At 61.1% G+C, this 24,193-nt stretch carries 26 protein-coding genes and 3 pseudogenes; 12 read left to right on the forward strand and 17 right to left on the reverse strand.

Going from position 1 to position 24,193, the window contains the following annotated elements; all coding sequences use genetic code 11:
* Positions 1-156: 156 nt before the first annotated feature.
* Positions 157-1,041, forward strand: a complete 885-nt coding sequence (locus N7E02_RS08705) for a DMT family transporter (protein WP_286581469.1) — start codon at positions 157-159, stop codon at positions 1,039-1,041.
* A gap of 35 nt (positions 1,042-1,076) precedes the next feature.
* Here the strand turns inward: N7E02_RS08705 and N7E02_RS08710 are convergent, their stop codons facing one another.
* The 3 genes from N7E02_RS08710 to N7E02_RS08720 form a co-directional block, all read right to left on the reverse strand.
* The gene (locus tag N7E02_RS08710; protein WP_286581470.1) at positions 1,077-1,592 is read right to left on the reverse strand and encodes a transglutaminase-like cysteine peptidase; all 516 of its coding nucleotides are present in this window, start codon (positions 1,590-1,592) and stop codon (positions 1,077-1,079) included.
* 165 nt (positions 1,593-1,757) lie between these two features.
* Positions 1,758-2,057 (reverse strand): hypothetical protein, encoded by a 300-nt coding sequence (locus N7E02_RS08715; RefSeq protein WP_286581471.1) that lies wholly within the window; start codon positions 2,055-2,057, stop codon positions 1,758-1,760.
* Positions 2,058-2,081: 24 nt separating this feature from the next.
* The gene (locus tag N7E02_RS08720) at positions 2,082-3,347 is read right to left on the reverse strand and encodes a DUF3422 family protein (protein ID WP_286581472.1); all 1,266 of its coding nucleotides are present in this window, start codon (positions 3,345-3,347) and stop codon (positions 2,082-2,084) included.
* Positions 3,348-3,576: 229 nt separating this feature from the next.
* Here N7E02_RS08720 and N7E02_RS08725 point away from each other — a divergent pair, with 229 nt between their 5' ends.
* Positions 3,577-4,146, forward strand: coding sequence for a transglycosylase SLT domain-containing protein (locus tag N7E02_RS08725; protein ID WP_286581473.1), 570 nt, complete (start codon positions 3,577-3,579; stop codon positions 4,144-4,146).
* 20 nt (positions 4,147-4,166) lie between these two features.
* Here the strand turns inward: N7E02_RS08725 and N7E02_RS08730 are convergent, their stop codons facing one another.
* The 9 genes from N7E02_RS08730 to galE form a co-directional block, all read right to left on the reverse strand.
* Positions 4,167-4,397 (reverse strand): YceI family protein, encoded by a 231-nt coding sequence (locus tag N7E02_RS08730; RefSeq protein ID WP_286581474.1) that lies wholly within the window; start codon positions 4,395-4,397, stop codon positions 4,167-4,169.
* Positions 4,394-4,777, reverse strand: a complete 384-nt coding sequence (locus tag N7E02_RS08735) for a YceI family protein (RefSeq protein WP_286581475.1) — start codon at positions 4,775-4,777, stop codon at positions 4,394-4,396. The genes N7E02_RS08730 and N7E02_RS08735 overlap by 4 nt, the downstream gene beginning before the upstream one ends.
* 94 nt (positions 4,778-4,871) lie before the next feature.
* Positions 4,872-6,734: a diguanylate cyclase gene (locus tag N7E02_RS08740; protein WP_286581476.1), complete on the reverse strand. Its 1,863-nt coding sequence runs from the start codon at positions 6,732-6,734 to the stop codon at positions 4,872-4,874.
* 190 nt (positions 6,735-6,924) lie between these two features.
* The gene (locus N7E02_RS08745; protein ID WP_286581477.1) at positions 6,925-8,349 is read right to left on the reverse strand and encodes an aldehyde dehydrogenase family protein; all 1,425 of its coding nucleotides are present in this window, start codon (positions 8,347-8,349) and stop codon (positions 6,925-6,927) included.
* A 98-nt stretch (positions 8,350-8,447) separates the two neighbouring features.
* A complete protein-coding gene (locus N7E02_RS08750; RefSeq protein ID WP_286581478.1) occupies positions 8,448-9,062 on the reverse strand; it encodes an alpha/beta hydrolase in 615 nt (204 codons plus the stop codon).
* Positions 9,063-9,166: 104 nt separating this feature from the next.
* Positions 9,167-10,096, reverse strand: coding sequence for a VOC family protein (locus N7E02_RS08755; protein ID WP_286581479.1), 930 nt, complete (start codon positions 10,094-10,096; stop codon positions 9,167-9,169).
* 145 nt (positions 10,097-10,241) lie between these two features.
* A complete protein-coding gene (gene ung / locus N7E02_RS08760; protein WP_286581480.1) occupies positions 10,242-10,934 on the reverse strand; it encodes a uracil-DNA glycosylase in 693 nt (230 codons plus the stop codon).
* 12 nt (positions 10,935-10,946) lie between these two features.
* Positions 10,947-11,342 (reverse strand): VOC family protein, encoded by a 396-nt coding sequence (locus N7E02_RS08765; protein ID WP_286581481.1) that lies wholly within the window; start codon positions 11,340-11,342, stop codon positions 10,947-10,949.
* Between the two features lie 12 nt (positions 11,343-11,354).
* Positions 11,355-12,344: a UDP-glucose 4-epimerase GalE gene (galE, locus tag N7E02_RS08770; protein WP_286581482.1), complete on the reverse strand. Its 990-nt coding sequence runs from the start codon at positions 12,342-12,344 to the stop codon at positions 11,355-11,357.
* Between the two features lie 188 nt (positions 12,345-12,532).
* Between galE and N7E02_RS08775 the strand changes: the two genes are divergently transcribed.
* A complete protein-coding gene (locus tag N7E02_RS08775) occupies positions 12,533-12,889 on the forward strand; it encodes a YbaN family protein (protein ID WP_286581483.1) in 357 nt (118 codons plus the stop codon).
* A gap of 3 nt (positions 12,890-12,892) precedes the next feature.
* Here N7E02_RS08775 and N7E02_RS08780 read toward each other — a convergent pair whose 3' ends face one another.
* From N7E02_RS08780 to N7E02_RS30025, 3 genes and pseudogenes are all read right to left on the reverse strand, one after another.
* On the reverse strand, positions 12,893-13,675 hold the full coding sequence (locus N7E02_RS08780; protein WP_286584107.1) for a heme ABC transporter ATP-binding protein: 783 nt from the start codon (positions 13,673-13,675) through the stop codon (positions 12,893-12,895).
* 20 nt (positions 13,676-13,695) lie between these two features.
* A pseudogene (locus N7E02_RS08785) lies at positions 13,696-14,798 on the reverse strand (FecCD family ABC transporter permease).
* Positions 14,779-15,695: pseudogene (locus tag N7E02_RS30025) on the reverse strand (heme/hemin ABC transporter substrate-binding protein). Before N7E02_RS30025 ends, N7E02_RS08785 begins: the two co-directional pseudogenes overlap by 20 nt.
* A 156-nt stretch (positions 15,696-15,851) precedes the next feature.
* Between N7E02_RS30025 and hmuQ the strand changes: the two are divergent.
* Both hmuQ and hutX read left to right on the forward strand, forming a co-directional pair.
* Positions 15,852-16,199 carry a heme-degrading protein HmuQ gene (gene hmuQ / locus N7E02_RS08800; protein WP_286581485.1) on the forward strand — a complete coding sequence of 116 codons (348 nt, stop codon included), beginning with the start codon at positions 15,852-15,854 and terminating at the stop codon, positions 16,197-16,199.
* Positions 16,200-16,202: 3 nt separating this feature from the next.
* On the forward strand, positions 16,203-16,721 hold the full coding sequence (gene hutX / locus N7E02_RS08805) for a heme utilization cystosolic carrier protein HutX (RefSeq protein WP_286581486.1): 519 nt from the start codon (positions 16,203-16,205) through the stop codon (positions 16,719-16,721).
* Between the two features lie 59 nt (positions 16,722-16,780).
* On the opposite strand, the gene N7E02_RS08810 is transcribed toward hutX, so the two are convergent.
* Positions 16,781-17,011 (reverse strand): hypothetical protein, encoded by a 231-nt coding sequence (locus N7E02_RS08810; protein ID WP_286581487.1) that lies wholly within the window; start codon positions 17,009-17,011, stop codon positions 16,781-16,783.
* A gap of 135 nt (positions 17,012-17,146) precedes the next feature.
* The gene (locus tag N7E02_RS08815) at positions 17,147-17,335 is read right to left on the reverse strand and encodes a DUF3008 family protein (RefSeq protein WP_093001716.1); all 189 of its coding nucleotides are present in this window, start codon (positions 17,333-17,335) and stop codon (positions 17,147-17,149) included.
* A gap of 153 nt (positions 17,336-17,488) precedes the next feature.
* On the opposite strand from N7E02_RS08815, the gene N7E02_RS08820 reads away from it, so the two are divergent.
* The 7 genes and pseudogenes from N7E02_RS08820 (at position 17,489) to treY (ending at position 23,877) form a co-directional block, all read left to right on the forward strand.
* A complete protein-coding gene (locus N7E02_RS08820) occupies positions 17,489-17,707 on the forward strand; it encodes a hypothetical protein (RefSeq protein ID WP_286581488.1) in 219 nt (72 codons plus the stop codon).
* Positions 17,708-17,884: 177 nt separating this feature from the next.
* Positions 17,885-18,679 (forward strand): nucleotidyltransferase family protein, encoded by a 795-nt coding sequence (locus N7E02_RS08825; RefSeq protein WP_286584109.1) that lies wholly within the window; start codon positions 17,885-17,887, stop codon positions 18,677-18,679.
* Complete coding sequence (locus tag N7E02_RS08830; RefSeq protein ID WP_286581489.1) at positions 18,676-19,440, forward strand: metallophosphoesterase family protein; 765 nt, start codon at positions 18,676-18,678, stop codon at positions 19,438-19,440. The genes N7E02_RS08825 and N7E02_RS08830 overlap by 4 nt, the downstream gene beginning before the upstream one ends.
* Positions 19,441-19,521: 81 nt before the next feature.
* Positions 19,522-20,214, forward strand: coding sequence for an alpha-amylase family glycosyl hydrolase (locus tag N7E02_RS08835; protein WP_286581490.1), 693 nt, complete (start codon positions 19,522-19,524; stop codon positions 20,212-20,214).
* Positions 20,211-21,209 carry an alpha-amylase family glycosyl hydrolase gene (locus tag N7E02_RS08840; RefSeq protein ID WP_286581491.1) on the forward strand — a complete coding sequence of 333 codons (999 nt, stop codon included), beginning with the start codon at positions 20,211-20,213 and terminating at the stop codon, positions 21,207-21,209. The genes N7E02_RS08835 and N7E02_RS08840 overlap by 4 nt, the downstream gene beginning before the upstream one ends.
* Complete coding sequence (locus N7E02_RS30295; protein WP_510185305.1) at positions 21,184-21,333, forward strand: hypothetical protein; 150 nt, start codon at positions 21,184-21,186, stop codon at positions 21,331-21,333. Before N7E02_RS08840 ends, N7E02_RS30295 begins: the two co-directional genes overlap by 26 nt.
* Before the next feature lie 7 nt (positions 21,334-21,340).
* Positions 21,341-23,877 (forward strand): annotated as a pseudogene (treY, locus tag N7E02_RS08850) (malto-oligosyltrehalose synthase).
* Positions 23,878-24,193 lie beyond the last annotated feature (316 nt).

Genomic DNA, 24,193 nt, shown 5'->3' on the forward strand with positions numbered 1-24,193 from the left:
CCGAGCACCACAAACGCGCGCATCTATAATGCCTTGGCACGAGGAAAGCGACCTGTTTATGAACACGCTGAGGTTTTTGCGTGACAAACACAGATACCAGCCTGTATTGCCCGCGAGCCGTGTAGTGGCCCACCTGCGGCAATCGGGGGAAAGATCTTGCTGAACAGAGCCTATCTGTATCTTGTCCTTGCAACACTCTGCTGGGGTGGCAACGCCGTGGCCGGAAAGCTTGCGGTCGGCCATATCAGCCCGATGATGCTGACCTTCTGGCGCTGGTTTTTTGCCGTTGTCGTGATCTTCGCGATCTCCGTCCCGCAACTGATCAAGGACTGGCCGATCGCCCGCAAGCATCTGCCGATACTGGCATTTTTCGGCGTGATTGGTTTCACCACCTTCAACGCAACGCTCTATACGGCACTCAAATATACGACAGCGATCAACGTGACGATCGAACAGGCGGCAATCCCGATGCTGATCTTCCTGTTCAACTTCGTGCTGTTTCGCATGCGCGTATCATGGGCGCAGATCGGCGGCTTCTCGCTGACGCTTCTTGGCGTGGCGCTGACGGCCTCACACGGCGATCTTCTGTCACTGCTGCAGTTGGAGCTCAATTTCGGCGATGCACTGATGATCATCGCTCTCGTGGCCTATGCCGTCTACACGGTTTCCCTGCGCTGGAAGCCGCCGGTCCACTGGCGCACCTTGATGGCGCTGCCGGCGCTGTTTGCGCTCCTCACCACGATCCCCCTGGTGGGCTGGGAAATATCGAGCGGCAATGCCATCTGGCCTGATACGGAAGGATGGGTGATTGCCGCCTATACCGCTATCTTCGCCTCTCTCGTCGCCCAGACCCTCTATGTCTTCGGCGTCATCGGCATCGGCGCGAACCGGGCGGGCCTCTTCATCAACCTCATCCCCGTCTTCGGCACGCTTCTGTCGGTCGTGATCCTCGGCGAGGACGTGCAACTCTTCCACGTCGTCGCCCTCGTGTTGGCACTCGGTGGCATTGCGATCGCGGAACGGGGAAAGCCGGGCTCGTAATGAACCCGGCTGTATAGTCGAAAACTCGGTAGAGATCAGATCTCGTAGGAGAAGGCAGCACTGAGAGGCAGCTCGATCTCCTGCGCATCGTCGTCGCCTATGAAGCTCGGACGGCCTTCGCCGACCAGGAGTTCGCCGAGCACGGTCTCGACGATCAGAACCCGCTCGATACGTCCCTCAACCGAGATCGCGTAGGCGATACGCATCGCATCGGCCGACCATCCGAGACCGATCAACTGGTCGCGCTTGATGTCGGCGCAGTCGAAACAGCCCTGCGGCGCTGCGGCCTTTGCGTCGTCCACTGCAAACGTGTCGAGATAGGTATCGACATCCTGGATCGCCTTGTCGACGTCGGCGCTGATGCGGAGAACTTCGCTGCGCTTCTCGGCGGTAAAGCCGATTGCTGGCGCGGCAGGCGCAAGCTCTGCCAACTCGGTATGCGTGGACGTAGCGAGCGCCCGGGCGAAACCGGCAGCACCGGCCGCATTGGCTTCCTTGCCGCTGATGAGGGCCGTCAGCACGACCGCCGAAATGATGAGCTTCTTGATCATTGCACCATACCCTGTTTGCCGGACGGCTCTTCGGCCATCTCGTTTCGTTATGGCACGACAATAGGCCGACAGGTTTTCGGCGCGCTTAAGCGGAAAGATGCAATTTTATTGAAATCGATTTTTTCTCGTCTTGGCACAATGGTGGTGACCGGCAGCCTGTCAGGCCTATTCGATCCTGTCTTCGAACTCACTCAAAGCCGTAACGACCGCTGCCGGTCCCTTGCTGTATTTCGCCTTCAGCTTCGCAAGCCGGGCGTCGGTGCCGGTGCAGTATCGGTCGAGAGCCGCATTGATCTCTGCCGCTCGGGCGTCGTCATAGGCCTCTTCACCGCGAAAGTGATCGCATTGCTGACGATCTTCGACAAAGGTAGCCACATCCGCCGGCAGGTCTGCGGCAAAGGTAACGCTCGCCAGCGAAGACAGAAGGAGAGAGATGGCGCTCAGGCCGCATGATGTCCGCTGCATTCCCCGTCTCCCCGCCGAACTCGGCTAGTCCTTGTGCTTGTTGCGAATACGACGAACCGTCCACCAGATGGCCAACACGACAACAGGCACCGACGCGCCCGTCAATGTCTCCGGCGCAATCTCGACGCCGACATTGTGGGCGAACTTGGCCAGATAACCGACGAGGCCGATGACGTAATAGGAGATCGCCGCGACAGACAGACCTTCGACCGTCTGCTGCAGACGAAGCTGCAGATGCGCGCGCTTGTCCATCGAGGCGAGGATCTCGGTGTTGAACTTCTGCAGGTCGACGTCGATCCAGCTGCGCAGCAGCGCCGTGGCGCGGGTCAGCTTGCGCGACAGGTTGACCTGCCGCTCTTCCACCGACTGGCAGGTGCGCATGGCCGGTGCCAGACGGCGGTTGAGGAAAGCGCCGAGCGTCTCGTTGCCCGGCAGCGCCTTCTCCGCCAGCATGGCGACGCGTTCGAGCACGATATTGTTGTAGGCGCGGCTGGCACCGAAGCGATAGAGGCTGAGCGCCGCATTGGCTTCCAGTTCGGCGGCAAGTGCCGTGATCTCTGCCAGCATGCCGTCCGCCTCGCTGCGCGCATGCTGCTTCATCCGCTGCGTGATCGCGGTGAAACGCTCCTCGATGCGACGGATTTCCGGCGAGAGCGTTTGCGCCAGCGGCAGGCCCATCATGGCGAGCGTCCGGTAGGTCTCGATATCGAGGATACGCTGGGCGAGCATGCCGCGCGCCGCATCCGTCATCCCATGGTCGAGGATCAGGAATTTCGTCAGCCCGTCACCGTCCTGACGGAAATCGGTAATGACCGTCGCATTGCCGTCGGCGACCATGCTCTGGCAGAGGCTGGTCGGATCGAAATTCTCGATGACGGAAGACACGTCCTCGCTTGCCGGACGGATCTCGATGCGCACACCGGAAATGAACGGACCGGGCGCTCCGAACCGCGCGCCGAAGGGGTTGACCGGAACCTCGGCGCCGAATGTAGCGGGTGCTGCCGTATCCCAAAAATAGGTGGAGAATTCGGTATGACGCTCCCAGCGCAGCGTGCCACTGCCCCAGGTCATCGTGTGGTGGCTGGTATCGGGCGCCGGCGCCGGCACGCCCTGACCAAGCGAGAGTTCGGCAAGGCTCGCCTGATCGGCGGCAAAATTGTCTTCGGTGAGGAAGGCAACCTGGAAGATGACGCGGGGCAGAGCGACCAGCGTATAGGGCCGGGAATGGATTTCACCGAGCGCACGCGCCCTGACGTCAGCGACTGGAAACGAAAAGCTGCGTTTCGTCATTCATATTTCCCCGGCTATGCCCGACCGCAAGTGATCTGCGATTTCTTCCTAATTGCCTATTATCAAAAGCGTTGGGCCGCACGACGCGGCGGTTTGCCGCAGAGCATGCCCCTGCGCGTCGCGCCCGACAAGCCACTAGAATTCGCCAGCATCCACTGCCGATCCGGTTGCTTAAACTTTTCATTAAATCTTAAGAGTCATCTATCGGGGCATGACCCGAGTTTCTGCGATGCGTATTGCGTTTTTCATCGCGCTCATGGCTTTGACCGGCTGCGCCAGTGCGCCGAGCCGTATCACCAATGCCTGCGCCATTTTCGACCAGAAGGACGGCCTGTTCAACAACTGGGCCCGCGAAGCGCGTGCGACCGAACGGGAATACGGCATTCCCGTTTCGATCCTGATGGCGACCATCTACGTGGAATCGAGCTTCCGGGCCAATGCGCGCCCGCCGCGCAAGTGGCTGCTCGGCTTCATCCCGATGAAGCGCCCTTCTTCTGCCTTCGGCTACGCCCAGGCTCTTGACGGCACCTGGGATACCTATCGTCGCGACACCGGACGCTGGGGTGCGCGTCGCAACGATTTCGGCGACGCGATCAAGTTCGTCGGCTGGTATCACTACCAGAGCTACAAGCGGAACGGCATTGCGCGGAACGACGCCTACAATCTCTACCTTGCCTACTATTCCGGCCAGTCGGGCTATAACCGCGGCCAGTTCAGCGGCAGCCTGAGACAGACCGCCAAGAAATCCGCCTCGGTCGCCGCACGTTATGCGGCTCAGTTGCAGAGCTGCGGATACTGATCCGCAGCGTCTACCCAAATTCAGTCGGCTTTCTTCGGCGGCTGGAACTCGGTCTCGATGACGACGGTGATCTCGTCGCCGATCGACTTGATCTGAGGCGCCACGCCCCAAGCACTGCGCTTGATCCTTGCTTCCGCCGAAAAACCGATCTTCGGCGTCTTCTCGCGCGGCTGCTCCGCCATCGAACCATTGAAGGTGACGAGAAGCGTCGCCGGATGCGTCTGCCCGCGGAAAGTCAGGTCTCCCTTCACCTCGCCCTTGTTGCCTTCCGTGACGGTGACGGATGTCGAGACGAAACGGATTTCCTGGGACGAGAGAAAATTCTCGCCAGTTCCGATCTCCTTGTCGAAATCCTCTTCCTCCGGCCGAGGAAATCCGTCCGCACCGAAAGCGGGTCAATGACTGCCGTCACCTTTGAGGACGCCGGGTTCTCTGCATCCCAGACCAGCTCGGCGGACATTTTCGTAAAGCGTGCGGTGTAGTTCGAAAGGCCGAGATGGCTGATCTTCCAGGTCACGCTGGAATGCGCGGGATCGGAAACATAGGTGCCGGAGGGCGCAGGTTTTACGTCGGCGGCCAGAGTGGCTGTCGCGCAGAATGTCGCCATTGCAAAAACGCTGAGAAATTTCATGGAGATGGGTCCTAGCTTCGACTCGCAGACCCATTTCCTAACTCGTTAGTTCAGGTTTGTCGCCGAAAAGCGGGCCACTTTCTAGAAGCCAGGATTACGCAATATCCGAGTGGACGATGCGCGGCCGGCTGGGCTCCCACGTCTTCACGCCATTGCGGCCTGCGCCTTTAGCTGCGTAAAGCGCCTCGTCGGCCCGAGAAACCAGCCGTGTCGCCTTGATGGCCGGACCACCGATCGGCAGTGCTGCAACGCCGACGCTGGCGGTAACGATGCCGATATGGCTGCCGGAATGGGGAATGCGCAACTCGCGCAGCCGCCGGCAGAAGTCTTCGGCAACCGCAAGAGCGGTCTTCTCATCCGTATCGGGCAGGACCAATGCCATTTCCTCGCCGCCATAACGGGCGGCACTGTCGGTTGGGTTGCGGACCGAGGCGCGGAGGCAATCGGCAACCGCCTTCAGGCAGCGGTCGCCCGCGCCATGGCCATAGGTGTCGTTGAAGCGCTTGAAATAGTCGACATCGACCATCAACAGTGCCAACCCGCCCTCGCCGCGACCAACCCGCTCGATTTCCTGCGCCATGACGGCATCGAAGGCGCGGCGATTGCGCAACCCGGTCAGACCATCGGTCTCGGCAAGCACCGAAAGCTTGTCGTTCATGTCCTGCAGCTTCAACTCATGCTGCTTGGCGGCCGTGATATCCGAGCAGATGACGAAGCAGGAGCCTTCCGGCGTCGGCCGCGTGCGCGATTCGATCCAGCGACCATCGGACAGCGGAAACTGAACCGTGCCTGCCTCTCGCAGACGGCTCAGCGTATTGTCCACCCACTGGGTTACCTGGTCCTGCGGAATGCCGACGAGCTCTCCCCGCGCAATCGAGGCGTAGAGGATCGCAGCAGCAGCCGTCCCTGGCACGCGCAGATCCGCCGTCATCGAGAACATCGACCGGTAGCGCTCGTTGCAGAACACCAGCGTCAGGTCCTTGTCGAACATGACGAGGCCATCGGAAATACTGGACAGAGCCTCGGCGGCGCGACGATCGCTCTGGGCGAGCGCCACTTCCAGCCGCTTCTTGTCGGTAATGTCGCGATTATGGGTGATGAGCCCTATGCACTGGCCGTCGGCATTGGTGAACGGTGCCTTGAGCGTCGAGAGATAAGCCTTGCTGCCGTCGAGATGCGTGAGTTCCTGCTCTTCGACGATCGGCTCCGCCGCCCTGTAGGCTTTCTCCTCGTCCAGCTTGAAGGCGGTGGCGATCTCTGCCGGGTAGAAGTCGAAATCCGTCTTGCCGATCAGCGAGCACACGCCATCGACATGCATCAGCTGGGCCGTCGCCGGATTGGCCATGATGAACCGGCCTTCGCGATCCTTGACGTTGAGCGCCTCCGGCAGGCTGTCTATGACATGCCGATACATGTGGTTCCGCTGATCGATCTCGCGACGGCGCATCTCATTGGCCATGGCCAGGGCCGCCATCAGAGAGGCCAGGAAGACGATCGTCATGAAAGGCAGGCGGATATGCAGTCCGGACGAATTGTCGAGCGAGAGAATGAGCGAGGGCAGCGCCGAACTTGCCGCCATGGCAAGTGCAAAGATTACGCTTTCCTTGATACTCGGCGCTTCCGCAGCCTTGAAACGGTAGCCGATGAGGCCGACGGCAGCCGCTACGACGATCCCGGCCAGGCCGATGAGAACACCGGCGCCGCCGAGATAGATGCGGAAGATGGCCGCCACGAGCGCGGTCACCACGCCGGCCACCGGACCACCGATGAAGGCGGCCGTGCCGATCATGGCCATGCGCAGGTCGATGAAGAATCCTTCGCTGATCTGGAACGGGATGGACATCACGCCGATCGAGCCGAGCCCGAACAGGCAGCCGATTTCCAGACGATGGAAAGCACCCGGCCGATCGAAGGCCGCCAGCCGGATGTTCGACCAAAGCGAAATCACCAGCGCCACAATTGCTGTGTTCGCCAGCAGGCCTATCCAAACACTGTTCAACCCATCAACCTCGCGGCCACTCCATAAAGCTGTTTATGTCTCAGCCTTAAATCCTTGAACTATAAAGATCAGTTAGCACAGCGTTTTGAAACCGGACGAGCTATCGGCAGAGTTAACGCTCTCTGATCATCCGCGATGTCACGCGGCGCTAACCGCCGTAACCGACGACGCTCTTGATCTCAAGGAAATCGTGAATACCCCAATCGGCATATTCGCGACCATTGCCGGATTGCTTGTAGCCGCCGAAGGAGGAGAACAGGTCCCAGTCCGGATAGTTGAGATAGACTGATCCGGCTCTCAAGCGCGGTGCGATCTTTCGCGCATGCTCCACCTCGCCCTGCACATAGGCTGCCAGCCCATAGGGCGTGTCGTTGGCGATCTCGATCGCTTCTTCCTCACTGTCATAGGGCAGGATGGAGAGAACCGGCCCGAAGATCTCCTCGCGCGCGATCGTCATGTCATTGGTGACATTGCCGAAAACGGTTGGGCGGATGTAGTAGCCGCGATTGAGGTTTTCCGGTCGCCCCAGCCCGCCAGTGACGAGCGTGGCACCCTCCGAAATCCCGGCCTCGATCAGCCGCTGGATCTTGTCGAACTGGACCTGGCTGACGACCGGGCCGAGATCGATGCCCTCGCTCCTCGGATCGCCTGTCACCAGCTTCTCGGCCGCATCCTTTGCCACCGCCAGCGCCTCGTCATGGCGGTCGCGGGGCACCAGCATGCGGGTCGGCGCATCGCAGGACTGGCCGGAATTGCCGAAGCAGCCGGTCACGCCATCGGCGACCGCCTGGGCGAGATCCGCATCGGGCAGGATGATATTGGGCGACTTGCCACCGAGTTCCTGCGCCACGCGCTTCACTGTATCGGCCGCCGTCTTGGCGACAATGATGCCGGCACGCGTCGAGCCGGTGAAGGAAACCATGTCGACATCCGGGTGGCCCGCCATCACCTGGCCGACATCGGGACCGGTGCCGTTGACCATGTTGAATACGCCCTTCGGCACGCCGGCGGCTTCCATCACCTCGGCGAAGATGATGCCGGAGATCGGCGCGATCTCGGAAGGCTTCAAGACCATCGTGCAGCCAGTCGCGATTGCCGGGCCGACCTTGCAGGTGATTTGGTTGAGCGGCCAGTTCCACGGTGTGATCAGCGCCACGACGCCGATCGGCTCCTTGACGATCATCGTCGAGCCGCGCTGCTCAGTGAACCTGTAGTTTTCCAGCGCTGCAATCGTTGCACTCAGATGTCCCTGGCCAGCGCCGACCTGGGATTCGCGGGCAAACGCAATCGGCGCGCCCATTTCCCGGCTGACGGCCTGCGCAATGTCCTCCGCGCGCTTTTCATATTCGGCGAGAATGCGCTTCAGAAGCTGCAGACGTTCGGGCTGCGTCCATCGGGAGAAAGCCGGGAATGCCGCTTTCGCAGCCGCCACCGCCTTGTCGACATCCGCCTTCGAGCCGACCGCGATCTGCGTAAAGGCTTCTTCGGTCGAAGGATCGATCACATCGAGCGCCACCGGTACGACCGGCGGCACCCAGGCCCCGTCGATGAAGAATTTCAGGTGATTGCTCATGACGCTCTCCGATCCGATTGAGGACCGGAGCACTATCGGAAATGGTGGCAGCGACCGCAAGCCCACAAAAACTATGGGCTTACTCCATCATGTCGGCCTCACGCCCCGTAGGGCGCGAGGAACATCTTGATTGCCTCGATCTCGTTCGGCCGGATTTCATGGCCGCCCGAATGCCATTCGAGCCTCACGGCATCACCCTGCTTCTTATAGTAGTCCGCAAGCTTCAGCGTCGCCCGCACGGGGCAGATCGGATCGTGCTCACCGGCCGTGATCAGCACATGCGCCGTCTCGCCGGTTTTTCTGTCTGCCGGTTCGAACGGGATCAGCGGATGCATCAGCACGCCCGCTTCGAACAGGCCGGGCTTCTCGATCATAACGTTGGCGAGGATATTGGCTCCGTTGGAAAAGCCGAGGCCCAGCACGGTGGAGGATTCGTAGCGGTCGCGATTGGCGGCCACGAACTCGCTCATCCGTTCGGTGGCGCGTGCGAGGTCGTCGCAATCATAAACGCCTTCCGCCTTGCGCCGGAAGAAGCGGGCCGCGCCATGTTCGGAAACGTCGCCACGGGGCGAGACCACTGTCGCGCCCGGCAACAGGCGGCTGCCGAAATCGAAGAACTGGTTCTCGCCGCCGCCGGTGCCATGAAAGGTGAACAGGATCGGCGATCCGGGGGCACCGGGCCTCACCCGGTGCAGATAGCTGTCGTAGCTCATGGAAATCTCCGGAAGGAAGCAATTCCCGCGAAGCGGTTCCGCATCCGGAATTGCGTGAAAAGAAGTTTGGCAGGGCGAGAACCCGCCCTGCCCCTGATTGCGCCTTAGACGATCGGCTCGAGATGCTCTTCGAGCGCCTTGCGCAGATGCTCGTGCTGCGTCGGCAACTTCAGGGCTTCGCCGAGATGGGCCGTATCCTCGTCGCGGTCAAAGCCCGGCTCGTTCGTGGCGATCTCGAACAGCACGCCGCCCGGCGTACGGAAATAGATTGCCCAGAAATAGTCGCGATCGATCACCGGCGTGACCTGATAGCCCGTGTCCATTAAGGCCTTGCGCACTTCGAGCTGCTTCTCACGGTCGTCGACCGCGAAGGCGATGTGATGCACGGAACCTGCGCCAAGACGGGCGCTGTTGATGTTCGGCATCGTCTCGACGTCGATGAAGTCCGCACCATTGCCGCCGGGAATGCCGAAGCGGGTGACGCCATCCTTCGCATCGACCTGCTCGTAGCCCATGAACTTCAACAGTTCGGCTGTCGAGCCTTCGTCGCGAAGCCGCATGGAGGCGGAATGGAAGCCACGGATCGCCTCCTCGGCACCGACACCATTGCCAGTCCAGGGAGCGCGATCGTCGTCCTTCACCTCGACCAGCGCAAAGCCGTCGCCATCGGGACCGGCGAAATGCAGGCGCTTTTCACCGAAGGCTTCATCGGCCTTCAGGCCATCGGCGCCGGCCTTGGTCAGGCGATCGGTCCAGTAGCCAAGCGAACCCTGCGGCACCGAGAAAATCGTCGTGCCGACTTCACCGGTACCAGGACGGCCCTGGGCGATATGCGGGAACGGGAAATAGGTCATGACCGAGCCGGGTGTGCCGACTTCGTCGCCGTAATAGAGATGGTAGACATCCGGCGCGTCGAAATTGACGGTCTTCTTCACTCGGCGCAGACCGAGCGTGTCGGTGAAGAACTTGTTGTTGGTCGTTGCGCTCGCAGCCATCGACGTGACGTGGTGGAGGCCCTTGATCTGTCTAAGCATGTCAAACCCCTTGTCTCTATGGAGCCGCCCCTGCGGCCCGCTGTTCATGGGGGATATTTGGTCGATCAGGCCGGAATTGGATAGAGGATCACATCCGAACGGATTGTTCGACAAACGTTGACGCCAATCTTGGAGTGTTCACTGATCAGACGTTTTCAGGTAATTTCCATTCGATCGCATCTTTGCCGATGGACTGCAGGTACTCGTTCGTCTTGGAAAAAGGCCGCGAGCCGAGGAAACCGTTATGGGCCGAGAGCGGAGAAGGATGGGCGGATTTCAGCACCAGATGCCTTTCCTGATCGACAAAGGCCGCCTTCTTCTGGGCATAAGAGCCCCAGAGGATGAAGACGATACCGTCGCATTCATCGTTCACCGTGCGAATGACGGCATCGGTAAAGCGCTCCCAGCCGCGCCCCTGATGGGCCGCCGCCTTCCCCTCCTCGACCGTCAGAACGCTGTTCAGGAGCAGCACGCCCTGCTCGGCCCAGTGTTCCAGAAAGCCATGCCTGGCCGGCGGAATGCCGAGGTCGGACTGCATTTCTTTGTAGATGTTCACGAGCGACGGCGGGGTTCGCACGCCGGGCTGGACGGAGAAGCACAGCCCATGCGCTTGGCCGAAACCGTGATACGGATCCTGGCCAAGGATAACGACCTTCACCTCATCCAGTGGGGTAAGGTCGAGTGCACGAAAATACTCCGAACCCTTTGGGAAGATTCGCTTCCCCGCCTGCTTCTCGGCAACGAGAAAGCGCTTGAGGTCGGCCATGTAGGGATCGGAAAACTCGTTCTCCAGAGCGAATTTCCAGCTCTCCTCCAGCTTGACCTCACCTTCCGCCATTGCAGTCACCTCTTACTGAAAACGTCCGCCACGCTGGATGACTTCGGTCTTGTAACCATCCGGGTCCGTAACGAAAAAGAACTTGGCGAACGGCCTGCCTTCGTGGGGCATCTCAACCAGCTTGCCGACCGTCAGCCCGAGATCGGTGAAACGCTTGTGCTCCGCCTCGATGCCCTCGACCGTGACCGCCAGATGGCCATAGCCGTTTCCGAGATCGTAAGGCTCGGTACGGCCATTATTGACGGTCAGCTCCAGCTCGAACCCGGTTTCCGGGTTGGAGAGATAAAGCAGCGTGAAACCGTCGAAGGGCACGCGATCGGCAACCTTCAGGCCGAAGGCCTTGTCGTAGAAATCGACCGACCGCGCCTCTTCGAGAACGCGGATCATCGAATGGACCAGCTTGGCCATGCAAAAACTTCCTTACTGCAATACGTGGTTGGAGCGCGAATGCCAGTCCCACGCGGACTTGATGATATCGGCCAGCGTATATTGCGGCTCCCAGCCAAGAACCTCGCGCGCCTTGGTGTTGTTGGCAACGAGCGAGGTGGAATCGCCCTCGCGACGGCCGACATATTCGACCGGGAAAGGCTTGCCGGAGACATCGGAGATGGCGCTGAGCAGTTCCTTGACGGTCGTGCCGGTTCCTGTGCCGAGGTTGATCTCAACCGTCTCGCCACCGGCGAGCAGGTAGTCGACGGCGCGGACATGCGCGTCGGCAAGGTCGAGAACGTGGATGTAGTCACGCACGCAGGTGCCGTCGCGGGTGTCGTAATCGTCGCCGAAGACCTTGAAGCCCTGGCGACGGCCGAGCGCCGCCTCGATGGCAAGCGGGATCGCATGGGTTTCCGGCGTGTGCCACTCGCCGATCCGGCCTTCGAAATCGGCACCGGCGGCGTTGAAATAGCGCAGCATGACAGACTTCAGGTCCTTGTACTGCCCGTAATCCTTCAGCGCCTGCTCGATGATGAACTTGGTACGGCCATAGGGATTGATCGGCGCCTGTTTGTGGGTCTCATCCATCGGCACGCGGTCCGGCAGGCCGTAGGTGGCGCAGGTGGACGAAAAGACGAATGCCTTGGCCCCGGCATCCATCGCGGCCGACATAAGTGTCAGCGCGCCGATGACATTGTTGTCGTAGAAGCCGACCGGGTTTTTGACCGATTCACCGACCTCGATCAGCGCCGCGAAATGCAGCACGGCATCCGGCTTGTGCTTGGCAAAGACCTCGTCGAGACGGGCGCGGTCGCGGATATCGCCCTGTTCCAGTTCACCCCAGCGGACGAATTCCGCATGGCCGTTCGAGAGATTGTCGAAGACGATCGGCTCGTAGCCCCTGTCCGCCAGCACCAGACACGTATGGGATCCGATATAGCCGGCCCCGCCCACGACAAGCACTTTCTTCTTCGACATCATGTCCTCAAGAATTGTTGAAGTCGGCGGCAATATAGCTGCCGCGGATCAAATGGGAAGGCCGCATTTCGCATATGCGAAGCGCCTAACAGTGACCTATGCCGGTAGCGGCTTCCGGGTGAATCTTTACATGAAGACGGGCGAACGAAACTTGTCTATCCTGTTCAGGATTTTTCCATAGGCCCTTCATGCGACTCATCTTTCTCTGTCTCGGCTGGCTGTTCGTCGCGCTTGGCGTGGTCGGCGCGTTTCTGCCGGTCCTGCCGACGACACCCTTCCTTCTGCTCGCGGTTGCCTGCTTCGCCCGCTCGTCGCCGAAGCTTGAAGCATGGCTGATGAACCACAAGACATTCGGCCCGCCGCTGCGCGATTGGCGCGAGCGCGGGGCGATCTCCAAACGGGCGAAGATCATGGCGATCTCGCTGATGGCGGTGAGCTATGTCGGCTTCTGGTTCGGCGCGCATCCGTCGGCGTGGTTGGCGCTGCTCGTCGCGGCACTGATGATCGCCCCGGCGATCTTCATGCTGACCCGACCGAGCGCCTGAGTTTCAGCGATCCCGGGACTGCGGCAGGACGTAAGGGATGTGTGCTGCAGGTAGGCGTCCGACCGCGCCGGCGATGCCGTAAACCGTAGAAATGATCTCGTCATTGACCGTTTCCTGGCACGCACCCTCGGCCACCACCCGGCCATGATTGAGCACGATCAGATGGTCGGCAAACTCCGCCGCCAGATTGAGGTCGTGGAGAATGGCGAGAACCATGCCACCACCAGAAGCGAAGTCGCGCGCCTCTTCCAGCACCGAAATCTGGTGGCCGAGATCGAGGCTTGCCGTCGGCTCGTCGAGGAAGAGCGCCCGCGGGATGCCGTCGACGGCCGGCTGCGGGACCTGTGCCAGCGCTCGGGCGAACTGCACCCGCTGCTGCTCGCCGCCGGACATAGACGGATAGGGCCGACTTTCAAACCCGCGCAGCCCGACACGGGCCAATGCCTTGCGCCCCTCCTCGGTCGGGTTGAGCGCGCCTTGGGCAACCGCGCCCATGCGGGCGATTTCCAGCGCCGTGAAGGGAAAAGCAAGCTGTGTCGCCTGCGGCAGCACCGCCCGGCGCCGCGCCAGGTCGACCGGCTGGCAGAGTTCGACGCCGGTGCCGTAATAGGAAACATGCCCACTATCCGGCTTCATCTCGCCGGACAGCACCTTCATCAGCGTCGACTTGCCGGCACCGTTGGGGCCGATCACCACGGTGAACTGCCCCGGCTTAAGCCCGATCGTGATCTCGTCGATGAGCTTGCGGCCAGACCGGGTTACGGTGACCTTGTCGGCGATGATCACCGGCTTTGTCATGTCCTCGCTCATGGCAGATCCCGCATGCCTACGCCGTTCTTGCCGATCAGCAGGAACAGGAAGACGGGAGCGCCGAACAGCGCCGTGATGACGCCGATCGGCAATTCGGCAGGTGCCGCGACGGTGCGCGCCACGCTGTCAGCGATCAGCAGAAGCGCACCTCCCCGAGTGCCGATCCCGGCAACAGAAAGCGATGCGACGGCCCCATGGCAAGCCTCAGGAGATGCGGCACGACGATGCCGACGAAGCCGATCGAACCGGCAACGGCCACCGTCGAGCCACAAGCGGCGGCGACGGCCACGATAACGATCCGCTTCAGCCGCTGGACCGGAATGCCCATGTGGAAGGCCGCGGCATCGCCGAGGACCAGAGCGTCTAGGCCGCGGGCAACGAAGGGAATAATGGCAAGCACGACGAGAATGAACGGCAGGATCGACAGCACCCGACCATAGGTCGCGCCGCCGAGCGAGCCGAGGCTCCAGAAGGTGATGTCGCGCAATTGCCGGTCATCGGCGGTGACGATCAGCAGGCCCATCAACGCGCCGGTGAGCGCACCGATGGCGATACCGCAGAGGATCAGCGCCGTGGTGGACGTACGGCCGTCGCGGGTCGCGATGACATAGAGGATCCAGGTATTGGCGAGGCCACCGAAGAAAGCCATCAGCGGCAGGAACTGGCCGCCGAGCAGCATCGAAAGCGGGGCAAGCACCGTGGCACCGAGCACGATCGCCGCAACAGCGGCAAGCCCTGCGCCGGCGGTCACGCCGACAATGCCGGGATCGGCCAACGGATTGCGGAAAAGCCCCTGCATCATCGCGCCGGAGACGGCAAGCCCGGCGCCGACCAGCAGGCCGAGTGCCGTGCGCGGCAGGCGAACCGCTTCCAGGATTACCCGCTCCTGCACCGTCAGGCTGTCGCCATTGCCGGTCGCATAGGCCCAGAGGTCACGCAACCCGACGCCGGTCGGGCCGACATGCAGCGACACGAGACAGGCGACGATCAGAAGCAGGACAAGGAGAAACAGGACCAGGACGCCCTGCGACGTCCGATCCCCTCGCCCGTCCGTCGAAACGGCATGGCCAGCGACTTCATCAGTTGATCGCGCCCGGATAGATCTTGGCGGCGAGCGCGCGAGCGGCTTCCGGCGTGCGAGGGCCAAAGCCCAGCAGCATCAGGCCGTCCATGGAGACGAGAGCCTTGTCAGCAGCAGCAGGCGTCGTCTGCATCGAAGGCAATGCGAACATCTGCTCCGGCGTGATGGAATGGTCCCCGCGCGACATGGCAAGGATCACGTCGGGCGCTGCGGCAATCACGGCCTCGTCGGAGAGCGGCTTGTAACCGTTGATCGACGGTGCAGCGTTGATGCCGCCGGCCATTTCGATGATCGCACCCGCCTCGGTATCGGCGCCGCCGGCCATCAGTCGGCCATTCGAAATGGAAAGGACGAACAGAACCTTCTTCTTCGCGCCGCCATTCTTTTCGGTGATCTTCGCGACATCCGCGGCAACGGCCTTCAGGCCCCCTCTGTCTTGGCGGCTAGTGCCTCGGCCTTGTCGGACAGGCCGACCGCGGCACCGACGTCGCGGATCTTCTGGCCGATCTTGCCGGCTTCTGGCGGGGTCGGGACGACCACCATCGGCACCTCGCTGGCCTTTAGGATCTCCAGAACCGGCGGCGGGCCGGAACCTTCCTCCATTAGAATCAGGTCCGGCTTCTGGCCGAGAATACCCTCTGCCGAAAGCGCCCGCATATAGCCGACATCCGGCTTGGAATTGGCATCGGCAGGATAGAAACTGGTGGAGTCGCGCGCGACGATGCGGTCCTGGGCACCGAGATCATAGAGGATCTCGGTGATCGTGCCGCCGACCGAGACGATGCGCTTGGCCTCGGGATTGCCCTTGTCGGCAGCGGATACAGCATCCGGCATGATGGCGGCACCGACGAGAATGACGGCAAGCAGCCGCCCATATCTGAAAGAGGAAACCATGGCGCTATACCTTTTCGACATTGCCGCGGATCGTCGGCACACGCGGCGGTCCGGTTTTGGAAAAACCAACAATAAAACCCAATAACTTGAGTTGACTACGCAAGTTTTTTGGCTTTTCAAGAGGCGGAGCGGCAGATATCTTGACCGCCAAATGAAACTTAAGTGAGGGATGTTTTCATGTATATCGCGATGAACCGTTTTCGCGTCGTTCCGGGCTTCGAGGAGGCCTTCGAAGCCATGTGGCGTGGCCGCCAGGGTCGCCTCGCGGAGCTGCCGGGCTATGTCGAATTCCACATGCTGAAGGGCCCGAAGGCGGAAGACCACACCCTCTACGCATCCCATACCGTCTGGGAAACCTTCGAACACTTCAAGGCCTGGACGACCTCGGAACAGTTCCGCGCCGCCCATGCCAATGCCGGCGAGAACCGCGGCAAAGTCGAATATCTCTCCGGCCCGCATTTCGAAGGTTTCGAAGTCATCATCCACGAAGACAAGACCGGCGCCCGTGTCGCCGATGCGGCGTGAACCATGGACGCGATTGCTGAAATCAACCCCGACCGTCGTGAACGCGCTCTTGCTGCTCTGGCCGAGAAACCTGATGGCATCGTCGAGGCTATCGCCGCCGCCGCAGATGTAACGGCCGCCGAGATCCTCGAAATCCTGCCCGCCGGCTCTGCCGTCATCGCGCCGAAGGAAAGCTTCGACGATATCTGGGCCGAGCTCACCACTTGGGGCGTCGTGCTGTTCCTCGTCCATACGGAGGATGTCGTCGCCGAGATCGATGGCGTCCTGCCGGCCGGTTCGGAAAGCCATGGCTGGTTCAACATCCATGGCGACAGCCCGATCGGCGGTCACATCAAGAAGGACAATTGCGCCTCGGTCACCTTCGTCGACCGTGCCTTCCATGGCCGCCGTTCCTGTTCGGTCTGGTTCATGAACGGCAAGGGCGCGCCCATGTTCAAGGTCTTCGTCCGCCGCGACGAGGCCCGGGAACTGCTGGCCGACCAGCTTACGAAGTTCGAGGCTTTGCGCGCGCATTACCTATAAGTTGGACATGGGCGGCATTCGTGTGCCGCCCTTTCCGTCGATTGTGGCTGTCCGAAGCGTCAGATCGCCGGCACCCATTTCCAGAACACGCCCTCCATCCGTTCCGGATAATATTTGAACTCGCATTCGAAGCGCTTTCCATAGGCTTCTGCGGCATCCAGGGCTTCGCTGCTGACCGGGTTCATGCCGGTTCCCGGCGCAAACCAGTCCTCCAGAAGATCTTCGGGTATATAGACGCCTGCTCTCAGCGGCAGTGCCTGCAGGGTCTGATCGAGTTCCTCAGGTGACATTTTTCCTCTCCCTCCCGTTCAAGCGGTCAAACGCTGTTCTAGCGACAAAGATGGACGGAAATGGGAAAAGGCGGGTGCCTGCTATGGCACCCGCCTTTCCGGGAAGTCCGGGTTCGGACCGGAAATCTTTATGTCTCAGTGATGGGCGACGTGTTCGGGCTTGCCCTTGCGCTTGGTAGAAGCAAAATCCTCCAACTGTTTTTCGCTCATGGATTTCTCCATTCCCTTCGAGGCGCCTTTCAGCTCGCCCTTCTTGATCTCGCCGCGCTTGGCGGCCAATGCGGCTCCTGCCGCCTTCTGCTGTGCCTTTGATTTTGCCGGCATCTCTGCCTCCATCTTTTCGAACTCTCCCGATCAAACCGGGCAGCGCCGATTTTCGTTCCAATCGACAAGCGCGGAACCTCTCTCCCTGCGAAGGGTTCTCCCCGCAGGCCTGCAGAGCCCTGCGGGCAAAAGGATACTCTCAAGGAGGGAAAGATGAGCGAACCATCCAAAAAATCGATCGAGAACGACATTGAACGCGAACAGCTCGATACGACCAATCCGGAAGCACTGAAGGAAGCGGCAAGGCTCGGCAAGGAAGACAACTACCTCGTCAAATCCGATCTGGAAGATGCAGACCAGCGCGAGGACGGGGACCAGCCTGACGGGCGTGCCAGCCCCATGGCCAACGCCGACAATCAGGAAGATTCCTGACCTGCAAAACGAGGCGGCGGAACCTACCATCCCCTCCGGCTGTTACCCTGCGCAACTGACATTCGGAGAAAATCGATGAATGCCGACGTGAATACAGCGCAAACCTTAAAGCCCGAAACGGAGGCCGGCTCTGCCGGCCAGGAGCGCCACGCCCATCCTGTCGATGCTATGCCCGATATGGAGGTGATGGCAGCGCCAACGCTTGCCGATGCGGATGCCGAGGCTTTCGTCTCGCAGGCGTTGGAGGATCTGGTCGCCTGTCATATCCCGTTCCTGCTGGCCGGTACCTTCGCGATCAGCGCCTATACGGGTATTACCCGCCCCACCAAGGATCTCGACATCTTCTGCAAGGCGGGCGACTACGCCCGCATTCTCGCGCATTTCAAGGAGAAGGGCTACGAGATCGAGGTCGAAGATGACCGCTGGCTCGGCAAGGTGAAGAAGGGCCGCCACTTTTTCGACGTCATCTTTTCCGGCTCCAACGGCACGATGCCGATCAGCGACAGCTGGTTCGACAATGCCCGCCAGATCGAGATGAATGGCCACAAGGTGCGTATCATCGCACCGACAGAGCTCATTTGGTCGAAATGTTTCGTCCAGCTTCGGCACCGCTATGACGGCGGCGACATCGTCCATATGATCCTGCGCGCCCACGACCAGATCGATTGGCAGCGTCTGCTGAACTACATGGAAGTCCACTGGGAAGTCCTGTTCATCCATCTGATGAACTTCCGCTGGATCTACCCGACCGAGCGGGACAAGCTGCCGGACTGGCTGCTCGACGAACTGCTCGACCGCCTCAAGGCCCAGCGCGAGTTGCCGCTGCCGCAGATGAAGATCTGTCGCGGCCGCATGTTCAGCCGCGTCGATTTCGAGATCGACGTGAAGGAATGGGGCTTTGCCGATGTCGGCGGCGAAGGTGACCTGCGCGCGGGCGTGGACGAAGCAACACGAGAAGGAGGTCCTGTATGACGAGCGCGCCGGACAAGAAGGACACCGCCAAGGCGGACGCGAAGAAGGCCAACGGTAAGCAGCGCATCGCAGCCGTCGGCGATCTGCATGTTAAGGAACACGGTTCGGTCTCCTACAAGGAGCTTTTCACCGAGATTTCGCAAGAAGCCGACATCCTTGTGCTGACCGGCGATCTGACGGATCTCGGCAAACCGGAGGAAGCCGAGCTTCTGGCGGCCGATCTCCGCTCCTGCTCCATTCCCATGGTCGGCGTCCTCGGCAACCACGACTATGAGTGCGGCCATGTGGATGAGGTCAGGCACATCATCAAGGATGCCGGCGTTCATCTGCTCGAAGGCACGGCGATCGAAATCAACGGCGTCGGCTTTGCCGGCGTGAAAGGCTTCGCCGGGGGCTTTGGCCGTTACATGCTGGGCTCGTTTGGTGAACCTGCAATCAAGGCGATGGTCGCGGAAAGCGTCGAGGAGACGATGCGGCTCGAAAACGCTTTGCGCCAAGTGCGTTCGGAGCGTGCCATGGTGGTCCTCCATTACGCACCGATCCAGCAGACCGTCGAGGGCGAACCGCCGGAAATCTTCCCATTCCTCGGTTCGTCACGCCTGGCGGAAACGATCGATCGCTTCCCGGTCAAGGCCGTGGTCCACGGCCACGCCCATCGCGGCACCTACGAAGGCAAGACCCCGGGCGGCGCTCCCGTCTATAACGTCGCCTCCCATATCGAGAAGCCGAGCGGCAAGGCTTATGCTTTGCTGGAGATGTGAGGCGAAATAACAGGGGCTTGGGATGGAACCACCAAGCCCCTTTTCCGTTTGCCGGTCTCTTTCAACGAGGGACCGGGTCATATGACGGATAGCAATACCGCCACGGAGTTTCGTGTTTTCCCGAAGACATGGGGTGCGGAATATGTCGCCGTCGGCGAAGTCCGCTTCCGCGTCTGGGCTCCGGGACAAAAGCAGGTAAGCCTGCGGCTCGACGGCGAAGACACCGAGATGAGCGAGGCCGGCGACGGCTGGTTCGAATTACTGGCGACCGGCGTCCATGCAGGTGCGGAATACAATTTCGTTCTCCCCGACGGCATGGTCGTACCCGATCCCGCATCGCGCGCGCAGAAGGACGACGTCAACGGCCCGTCCCTCGTCATCGATCCGACCAATTACGACTGGCAGGACGGCGATTGGAAAGGCAGGCCGTGGGAAGAGACGGTCGTCTACGAGCTTCACGTCGGCACCTTCACGTCCGAAGGTACGTTCCGCTCAGCGATCGACAGACTGCCCCACCTCGCCGATCTCGGCATCACCATGATCGAGGTTCTGCCCGTCTCGCAATTCGGCGGCAAGCGCGGCTGGGGTTATGACGGCGTTCTGCTTTACGCACCGCATTCCGCCTATGGCGCGCCGGAGGATTTCAAGGCCTTTGTCGATGCGGCTCACGGGCTTGGAATGTCCGTGGTACTCGACATCGTGCTCAATCATTTCGGCCCCGAGGAAACTACCTGCCACTTCTGGCGCCCGACTTCTTCCACAAGGAGCGTATGACGCCTTGGGGCGCCGGCATCGCCTATGACGCCGATGCCGCGCGGCGTTACATCGTCGAAGCCCCGCTCTACTGGCTGGAGGAATTTCACCTCGACGGGTTGCGCTTCGATGCGATCGACCAGATCGAGGACACCTCGGAAAAGCATGTGCTGATCGAAATCGCCGAGCGCATCCGCGCCGAATTCACCGACCGGCCGATCCACCTGACGACCGAGGACTGCCGCAACGTCACCTTCCTCCATCCCCGCAACGAGGATGGCTCGGCGCCGCTCTTCACCGGCGAATGGAACGATGATTTTCATAACGCCGTGCATGTCTTCGCCACTGGCGAGACGCACGCCTATTATCAGGATTTTGCCGCGCACCCGGAAAAGCTCGTCGCCCGCTGCCTCGCCGAAGGCTTTGCCTATCAAGGTGAAGTGTCACCGCAATCGGGAGAAAAGCGTGGTGTCGATTCGACCAGTCAGCCGCCCGTCGCCTTCGTCGACTTCATCCAGAACCATGACCAGACGGGCAATCGCGCCCAGGGAGAGCGACTTATCTCGCTTGCCGGCGAAACCCGCACCAAACTGCTCTTCGCCACATTGCTGCTCTCGCCCCATATCCCGCTGGTCTTCATGGGCGAGGAATACGGTGAGACGAACCCCTTCCTGTTCTTCACCGACTTCCACGGTGACCTCGCCAAGGCCGTGCGTGAAGGCCGGGCGAGCGAATTCAAGGGCCATGCCGGACATGGCGACAAGGTACCCGACCCTAATGCGAAGAAAACCTTCGAGGCATCGAGGCTGGATTGGGACAAGGTCGAGATCGCCGCAGGGCCGCGAATGGCTGGACCTCACCCGCGACCTGCTGAAGCTGCGCGGGGAGATCGTCGTTCCGATGCTGGCCGATGCCCCGGGCGGCACCGGCAAGGTGATCGAGACCGACAAAGACTATCTGGCCGTTTCCTGGGATTTCCCGAAAGGCAGGTTGGGTATCGCCCTCAATATCGGTGAGGCCGCCCGCCCCGTGCCAACCATGCCCGGCAAGGCGGTCTTCGCCTATCCCCGCAAGGACCACCCGGAAAAACTGACCGAACTGCCGCCGAATTCGATCCTAGTCAGCTTTGAAAAGGCATGACCGCCGCATGATCCCGACCGCAACATACCGCATCCAGTTTCGCAACGGCATGACCTTTGACCGCGCCGCCGGTTTCGTGCCCTATCTGAAACGCCTGGGCATCAGCCACCTTTACGCCTCGCCGATTTTCACCGCCACGTCGGGCTCGACCCACGGCTATGACGTCACCGACGCCAACGAGATCGATCCCGATATCGGCGGCCGCGAAGGCTTCAACCGCCTCGTCTATGCCCTGAAGGCCGAGGGCCTCGGCCTGATCCTCGACATCGTGCCGAACCACATGGCCGCATCCTTGGAAAACCCCTGGTGGCGCGACGTGGTGGAGCATGGCGAGAAAAGCGCCTACGCCCGCCATTTCGACATCGACTGGTCGCGGCGTCTCACCCTACCCTTCCTCGGAGATACGTTCGAGAAAGTGCTGGAAGCCGGCGAGATTTCGGTAAAGCCCGATCCTGAGACGGGCAAGCCGGCGCTCGCCTATTACGAGACCTTCTACCCGCTGAACCCGGAGACCTATGCCGGACGCGAGGACGAAGTTTTGGCGCTGACCGACAACACCGCCATCGCAGACCTTCATGACCAGCAACCCTACAGGCTGATGTCCTGGCGGGATGCGCCGCGTGATCTCTCCTACCGACGCTTCTTCGAGATTACCGGTCTTGCCGGTGTCCGCGTCGAGGACGATCAGGTTTTCGACGATACCCATCGCCTGATCTTGGAACTTGTCCGCTCCGGCGCGGTCGATGGCCTGCGTGTCGACCACGTCGATGGCCTCGCCGATCCTAAGGCCTATCTGGAGCGGTTGCGTCAGGAGGCCGGGTCGGACTGCTATATCACCGTGGAAAAAATCCTTGGCGAAGGCGAGGATATCGCGCCGGACTGGCCGATCTCCGGCACGACCGGCTACGAATTCATTGCGAGCCTCAGCAACGCACTGGTGGACGGTGCGAAACTGAAGGATCTGCAGGCAGCCTATGCTGCGACAACCGGCGCTGCCCCTGACATGGAACAGGAGCTTCGCGCGGCCAAATTGCTGATGGCGGACAATAACTTCGCCGGAGAAGTTGCAACGCTCGGCAAGCTTGCTGAATCAATCTGTGAAGACCTGCTGGATGCGCCTCAGCTTTCCACGGAAACGATCAGGGCGGGACTGCGCGAGTTGCTGGTCACCTTTCCGGTCTACCGCACCTACGGCACCGATGACGGCATGCCGCCAGAAGGCAGGCAGATGCTGGAGAAGGTTGTCGCTCATGTCAGACGCAGCCAGCCGACCGCCGATCTCGCCGCCCTGCCCTTTCTGACGAGCGTCCTCAACGGTGATGTCCCAACAACACCGGCCGAAAAAGCTGCCATCTTTCGCACCCGCTTCCAGCAGTTGACCGGTCCGTTGATGGCGAAGTCGGTGGAGGACACGCTATTCTTCCGCCACCACATGCTGCTGGCGCTGAATGAGGTCGGCGCGGAACCCCTGCCCCGCGACTTCTCGCTCGAACAGTTCCACGCCCAGATGCAGAACCGGCAGCAACTGCAGCCCGAGGCCCTGTCCGGCACATCGACCCACGACACCAAGCGCGGCGAGGATGCCCGCGCCCGGCTCTACGCGCTAAGCGAGGCGCCGCAAATCTGGGCCGATGCCGTGACGCGCTGGCGCAGGATGAATGCCAAGGCCGTAGCCCGGCTTGCCGATGGCCCGGCACCGGAGCCGGCCGTCGAATGGATGCTCTATCAGGCGCTTCTCGGCGTCTGGCCGGCAGAGCTTGCGCCCGACGATGCCCCCGGCTCGAGCTATTGGAGGAGCGCTTCCAGGCTTACGCTGAAAAGGCGCTCCGCGAAGCCAAGCTCAGGACCAACTGGGGCGACGGAAATGTCGACTATGAGGCCGCCGTGCGCGATTACGTCCACCATATGCTGTCGCCGGAAAACCAGGAATTTCTTAGCGACTTCACCGCCTCGATCCGCCCCTTCATGCGCGCCGGCCACGTCAACAGCCTGACCCAGGCGATGATCAAGCTGACGGCGCCGGGTGTGCCGGATATCTATCAGGGCAGCGAAGCGCGAGACCTCTCGCTCGTCGATCCCGACAACCGCCGGGAACCGGATTTCGACGCGCTGGATCGCTATCTGGCGGAAGACGAGCCGCTCTATTCATCCGACGAGATGGACTGGCAGAGCGGCCGGCTGAAGCTGAATGTGATGGGTCGGCTGCTGCGGCTGCGCGCACAAATACCGGATCTCTTCAGCGACGGCGACTATCTGCCTCTCGACATATCCGGCAAGCGCAAGGACAACATCATCGCCTTCGCGAGGCACGACGGCAACCGAGCTGTCCTGGTCGTGGCGCCGCGGTTGGTGCTGGCTGCGCTGCAGGATATTTCCCGCGCCCGCTCCGGCGATTGGGCCGAAACCCGCGTCACCCTGCCCCAGCCAATTTCCGGCAGACGCTACAAGGATGTATTCACCGGCCGCAGCTTCGATTTCGGCGACAGTGCCGCAGTCAATTGGCTGTTTGCCGATCATCCATTTTCGGTTCTGGTTTCGGCATAGCCAGAAACGGGATATTCTACGCAAAGAAAACCGCCGGACGTTAGTCCCGGCGGTTTTGCTTTGGTGCCGCATCTTGCGTTCGGCTTCAACGAAGTCCGAAGAAAGACAGAATGGCGAGGACGATGACAACGGCTCCGACGAGCCAGACGATGCTGTTCATTTTAGCTCTCCTGGAAATTTAGGTCGTATGCGAGCTTGGGCACCCTTGGCTCAAGCAAATCCGACAAGGTTGAGGACTGCGATCACGATCACGACTGCGCCGACCAACCAAATGATGCTGTTCATTTTTAGTCTCCTTCTGATGTCGAAAAATTGA

Origin of the sequence: Terrirhizobium terrae, assembly GCF_030323265.1 — a bacterium.
GTDB lineage: Bacteria > Pseudomonadota > Alphaproteobacteria > Rhizobiales > Rhizobiaceae > Neorhizobium.

What these genes read in the sequence shown, in the direction of transcription:
- N7E02_RS08710 (WP_286581470.1), bottom strand. Translation starts at nt 1,592, where the DNA reads ATGATCAAGAAGCTCATCATTTCGGCGGTCGTGCTGACGGCCCTCATC.
- N7E02_RS08715 (WP_286581471.1), bottom strand. Translation starts at nt 2,057, where the DNA reads ATGCAGCGGACATCATGCGGCCTGAGCGCCATCTCTCTCCTTCTGTCT.
- N7E02_RS08720 (WP_286581472.1), bottom strand. Translation starts at nt 3,347, where the DNA reads ATGACGAAACGCAGCTTTTCGTTTCCAGTCGCTGACGTCAGGGCGCGT.
- N7E02_RS08725 (WP_286581473.1), top strand. Translation starts at nt 3,577, where the DNA reads ATGCGTATTGCGTTTTTCATCGCGCTCATGGCTTTGACCGGCTGCGCC.
- N7E02_RS08735 (WP_286581475.1), bottom strand. Translation starts at nt 4,777, where the DNA reads ATGAAATTTCTCAGCGTTTTTGCAATGGCGACATTCTGCGCGACAGCC.
- N7E02_RS08745 (WP_286581477.1), bottom strand. Translation starts at nt 8,349, where the DNA reads ATGAGCAATCACCTGAAATTCTTCATCGACGGGGCCTGGGTGCCGCCG.
- N7E02_RS08750 (WP_286581478.1), bottom strand. Translation starts at nt 9,062, where the DNA reads ATGAGCTACGACAGCTATCTGCACCGGGTGAGGCCCGGTGCCCCCGGA.
- N7E02_RS08755 (WP_286581479.1), bottom strand. Translation starts at nt 10,096, where the DNA reads ATGCTTAGACAGATCAAGGGCCTCCACCACGTCACGTCGATGGCTGCG.
- ung (WP_286581480.1), bottom strand. Translation starts at nt 10,934, where the DNA reads ATGGCGGAAGGTGAGGTCAAGCTGGAGGAGAGCTGGAAATTCGCTCTG.
- N7E02_RS08765 (WP_286581481.1), bottom strand. Translation starts at nt 11,342, where the DNA reads ATGGCCAAGCTGGTCCATTCGATGATCCGCGTTCTCGAAGAGGCGCGG.
- galE (WP_286581482.1), bottom strand. Translation starts at nt 12,344, where the DNA reads ATGTCGAAGAAGAAAGTGCTTGTCGTGGGCGGGGCCGGCTATATCGGA.
- N7E02_RS08775 (WP_286581483.1), top strand. Translation starts at nt 12,533, where the DNA reads ATGCGACTCATCTTTCTCTGTCTCGGCTGGCTGTTCGTCGCGCTTGGC.
- hmuQ (WP_286581485.1), top strand. Translation starts at nt 15,852, where the DNA reads ATGTATATCGCGATGAACCGTTTTCGCGTCGTTCCGGGCTTCGAGGAG.
- hutX (WP_286581486.1), top strand. Translation starts at nt 16,203, where the DNA reads ATGGACGCGATTGCTGAAATCAACCCCGACCGTCGTGAACGCGCTCTT.
- N7E02_RS08810 (WP_286581487.1), bottom strand. Translation starts at nt 17,011, where the DNA reads ATGTCACCTGAGGAACTCGATCAGACCCTGCAGGCACTGCCGCTGAGA.
- N7E02_RS08815 (WP_093001716.1), bottom strand. Translation starts at nt 17,335, where the DNA reads ATGCCGGCAAAATCAAAGGCACAGCAGAAGGCGGCAGGAGCCGCATTG.
- N7E02_RS08820 (WP_286581488.1), top strand. Translation starts at nt 17,489, where the DNA reads ATGAGCGAACCATCCAAAAAATCGATCGAGAACGACATTGAACGCGAA.
- N7E02_RS08825 (WP_286584109.1), top strand. Translation starts at nt 17,885, where the DNA reads ATGGAGGTGATGGCAGCGCCAACGCTTGCCGATGCGGATGCCGAGGCT.
- N7E02_RS08830 (WP_286581489.1), top strand. Translation starts at nt 18,676, where the DNA reads ATGACGAGCGCGCCGGACAAGAAGGACACCGCCAAGGCGGACGCGAAG.
- N7E02_RS08835 (WP_286581490.1), top strand. Translation starts at nt 19,522, where the DNA reads ATGACGGATAGCAATACCGCCACGGAGTTTCGTGTTTTCCCGAAGACA.
- N7E02_RS08840 (WP_286581491.1), top strand. Translation starts at nt 20,211, where the DNA reads ATGACGCCTTGGGGCGCCGGCATCGCCTATGACGCCGATGCCGCGCGG.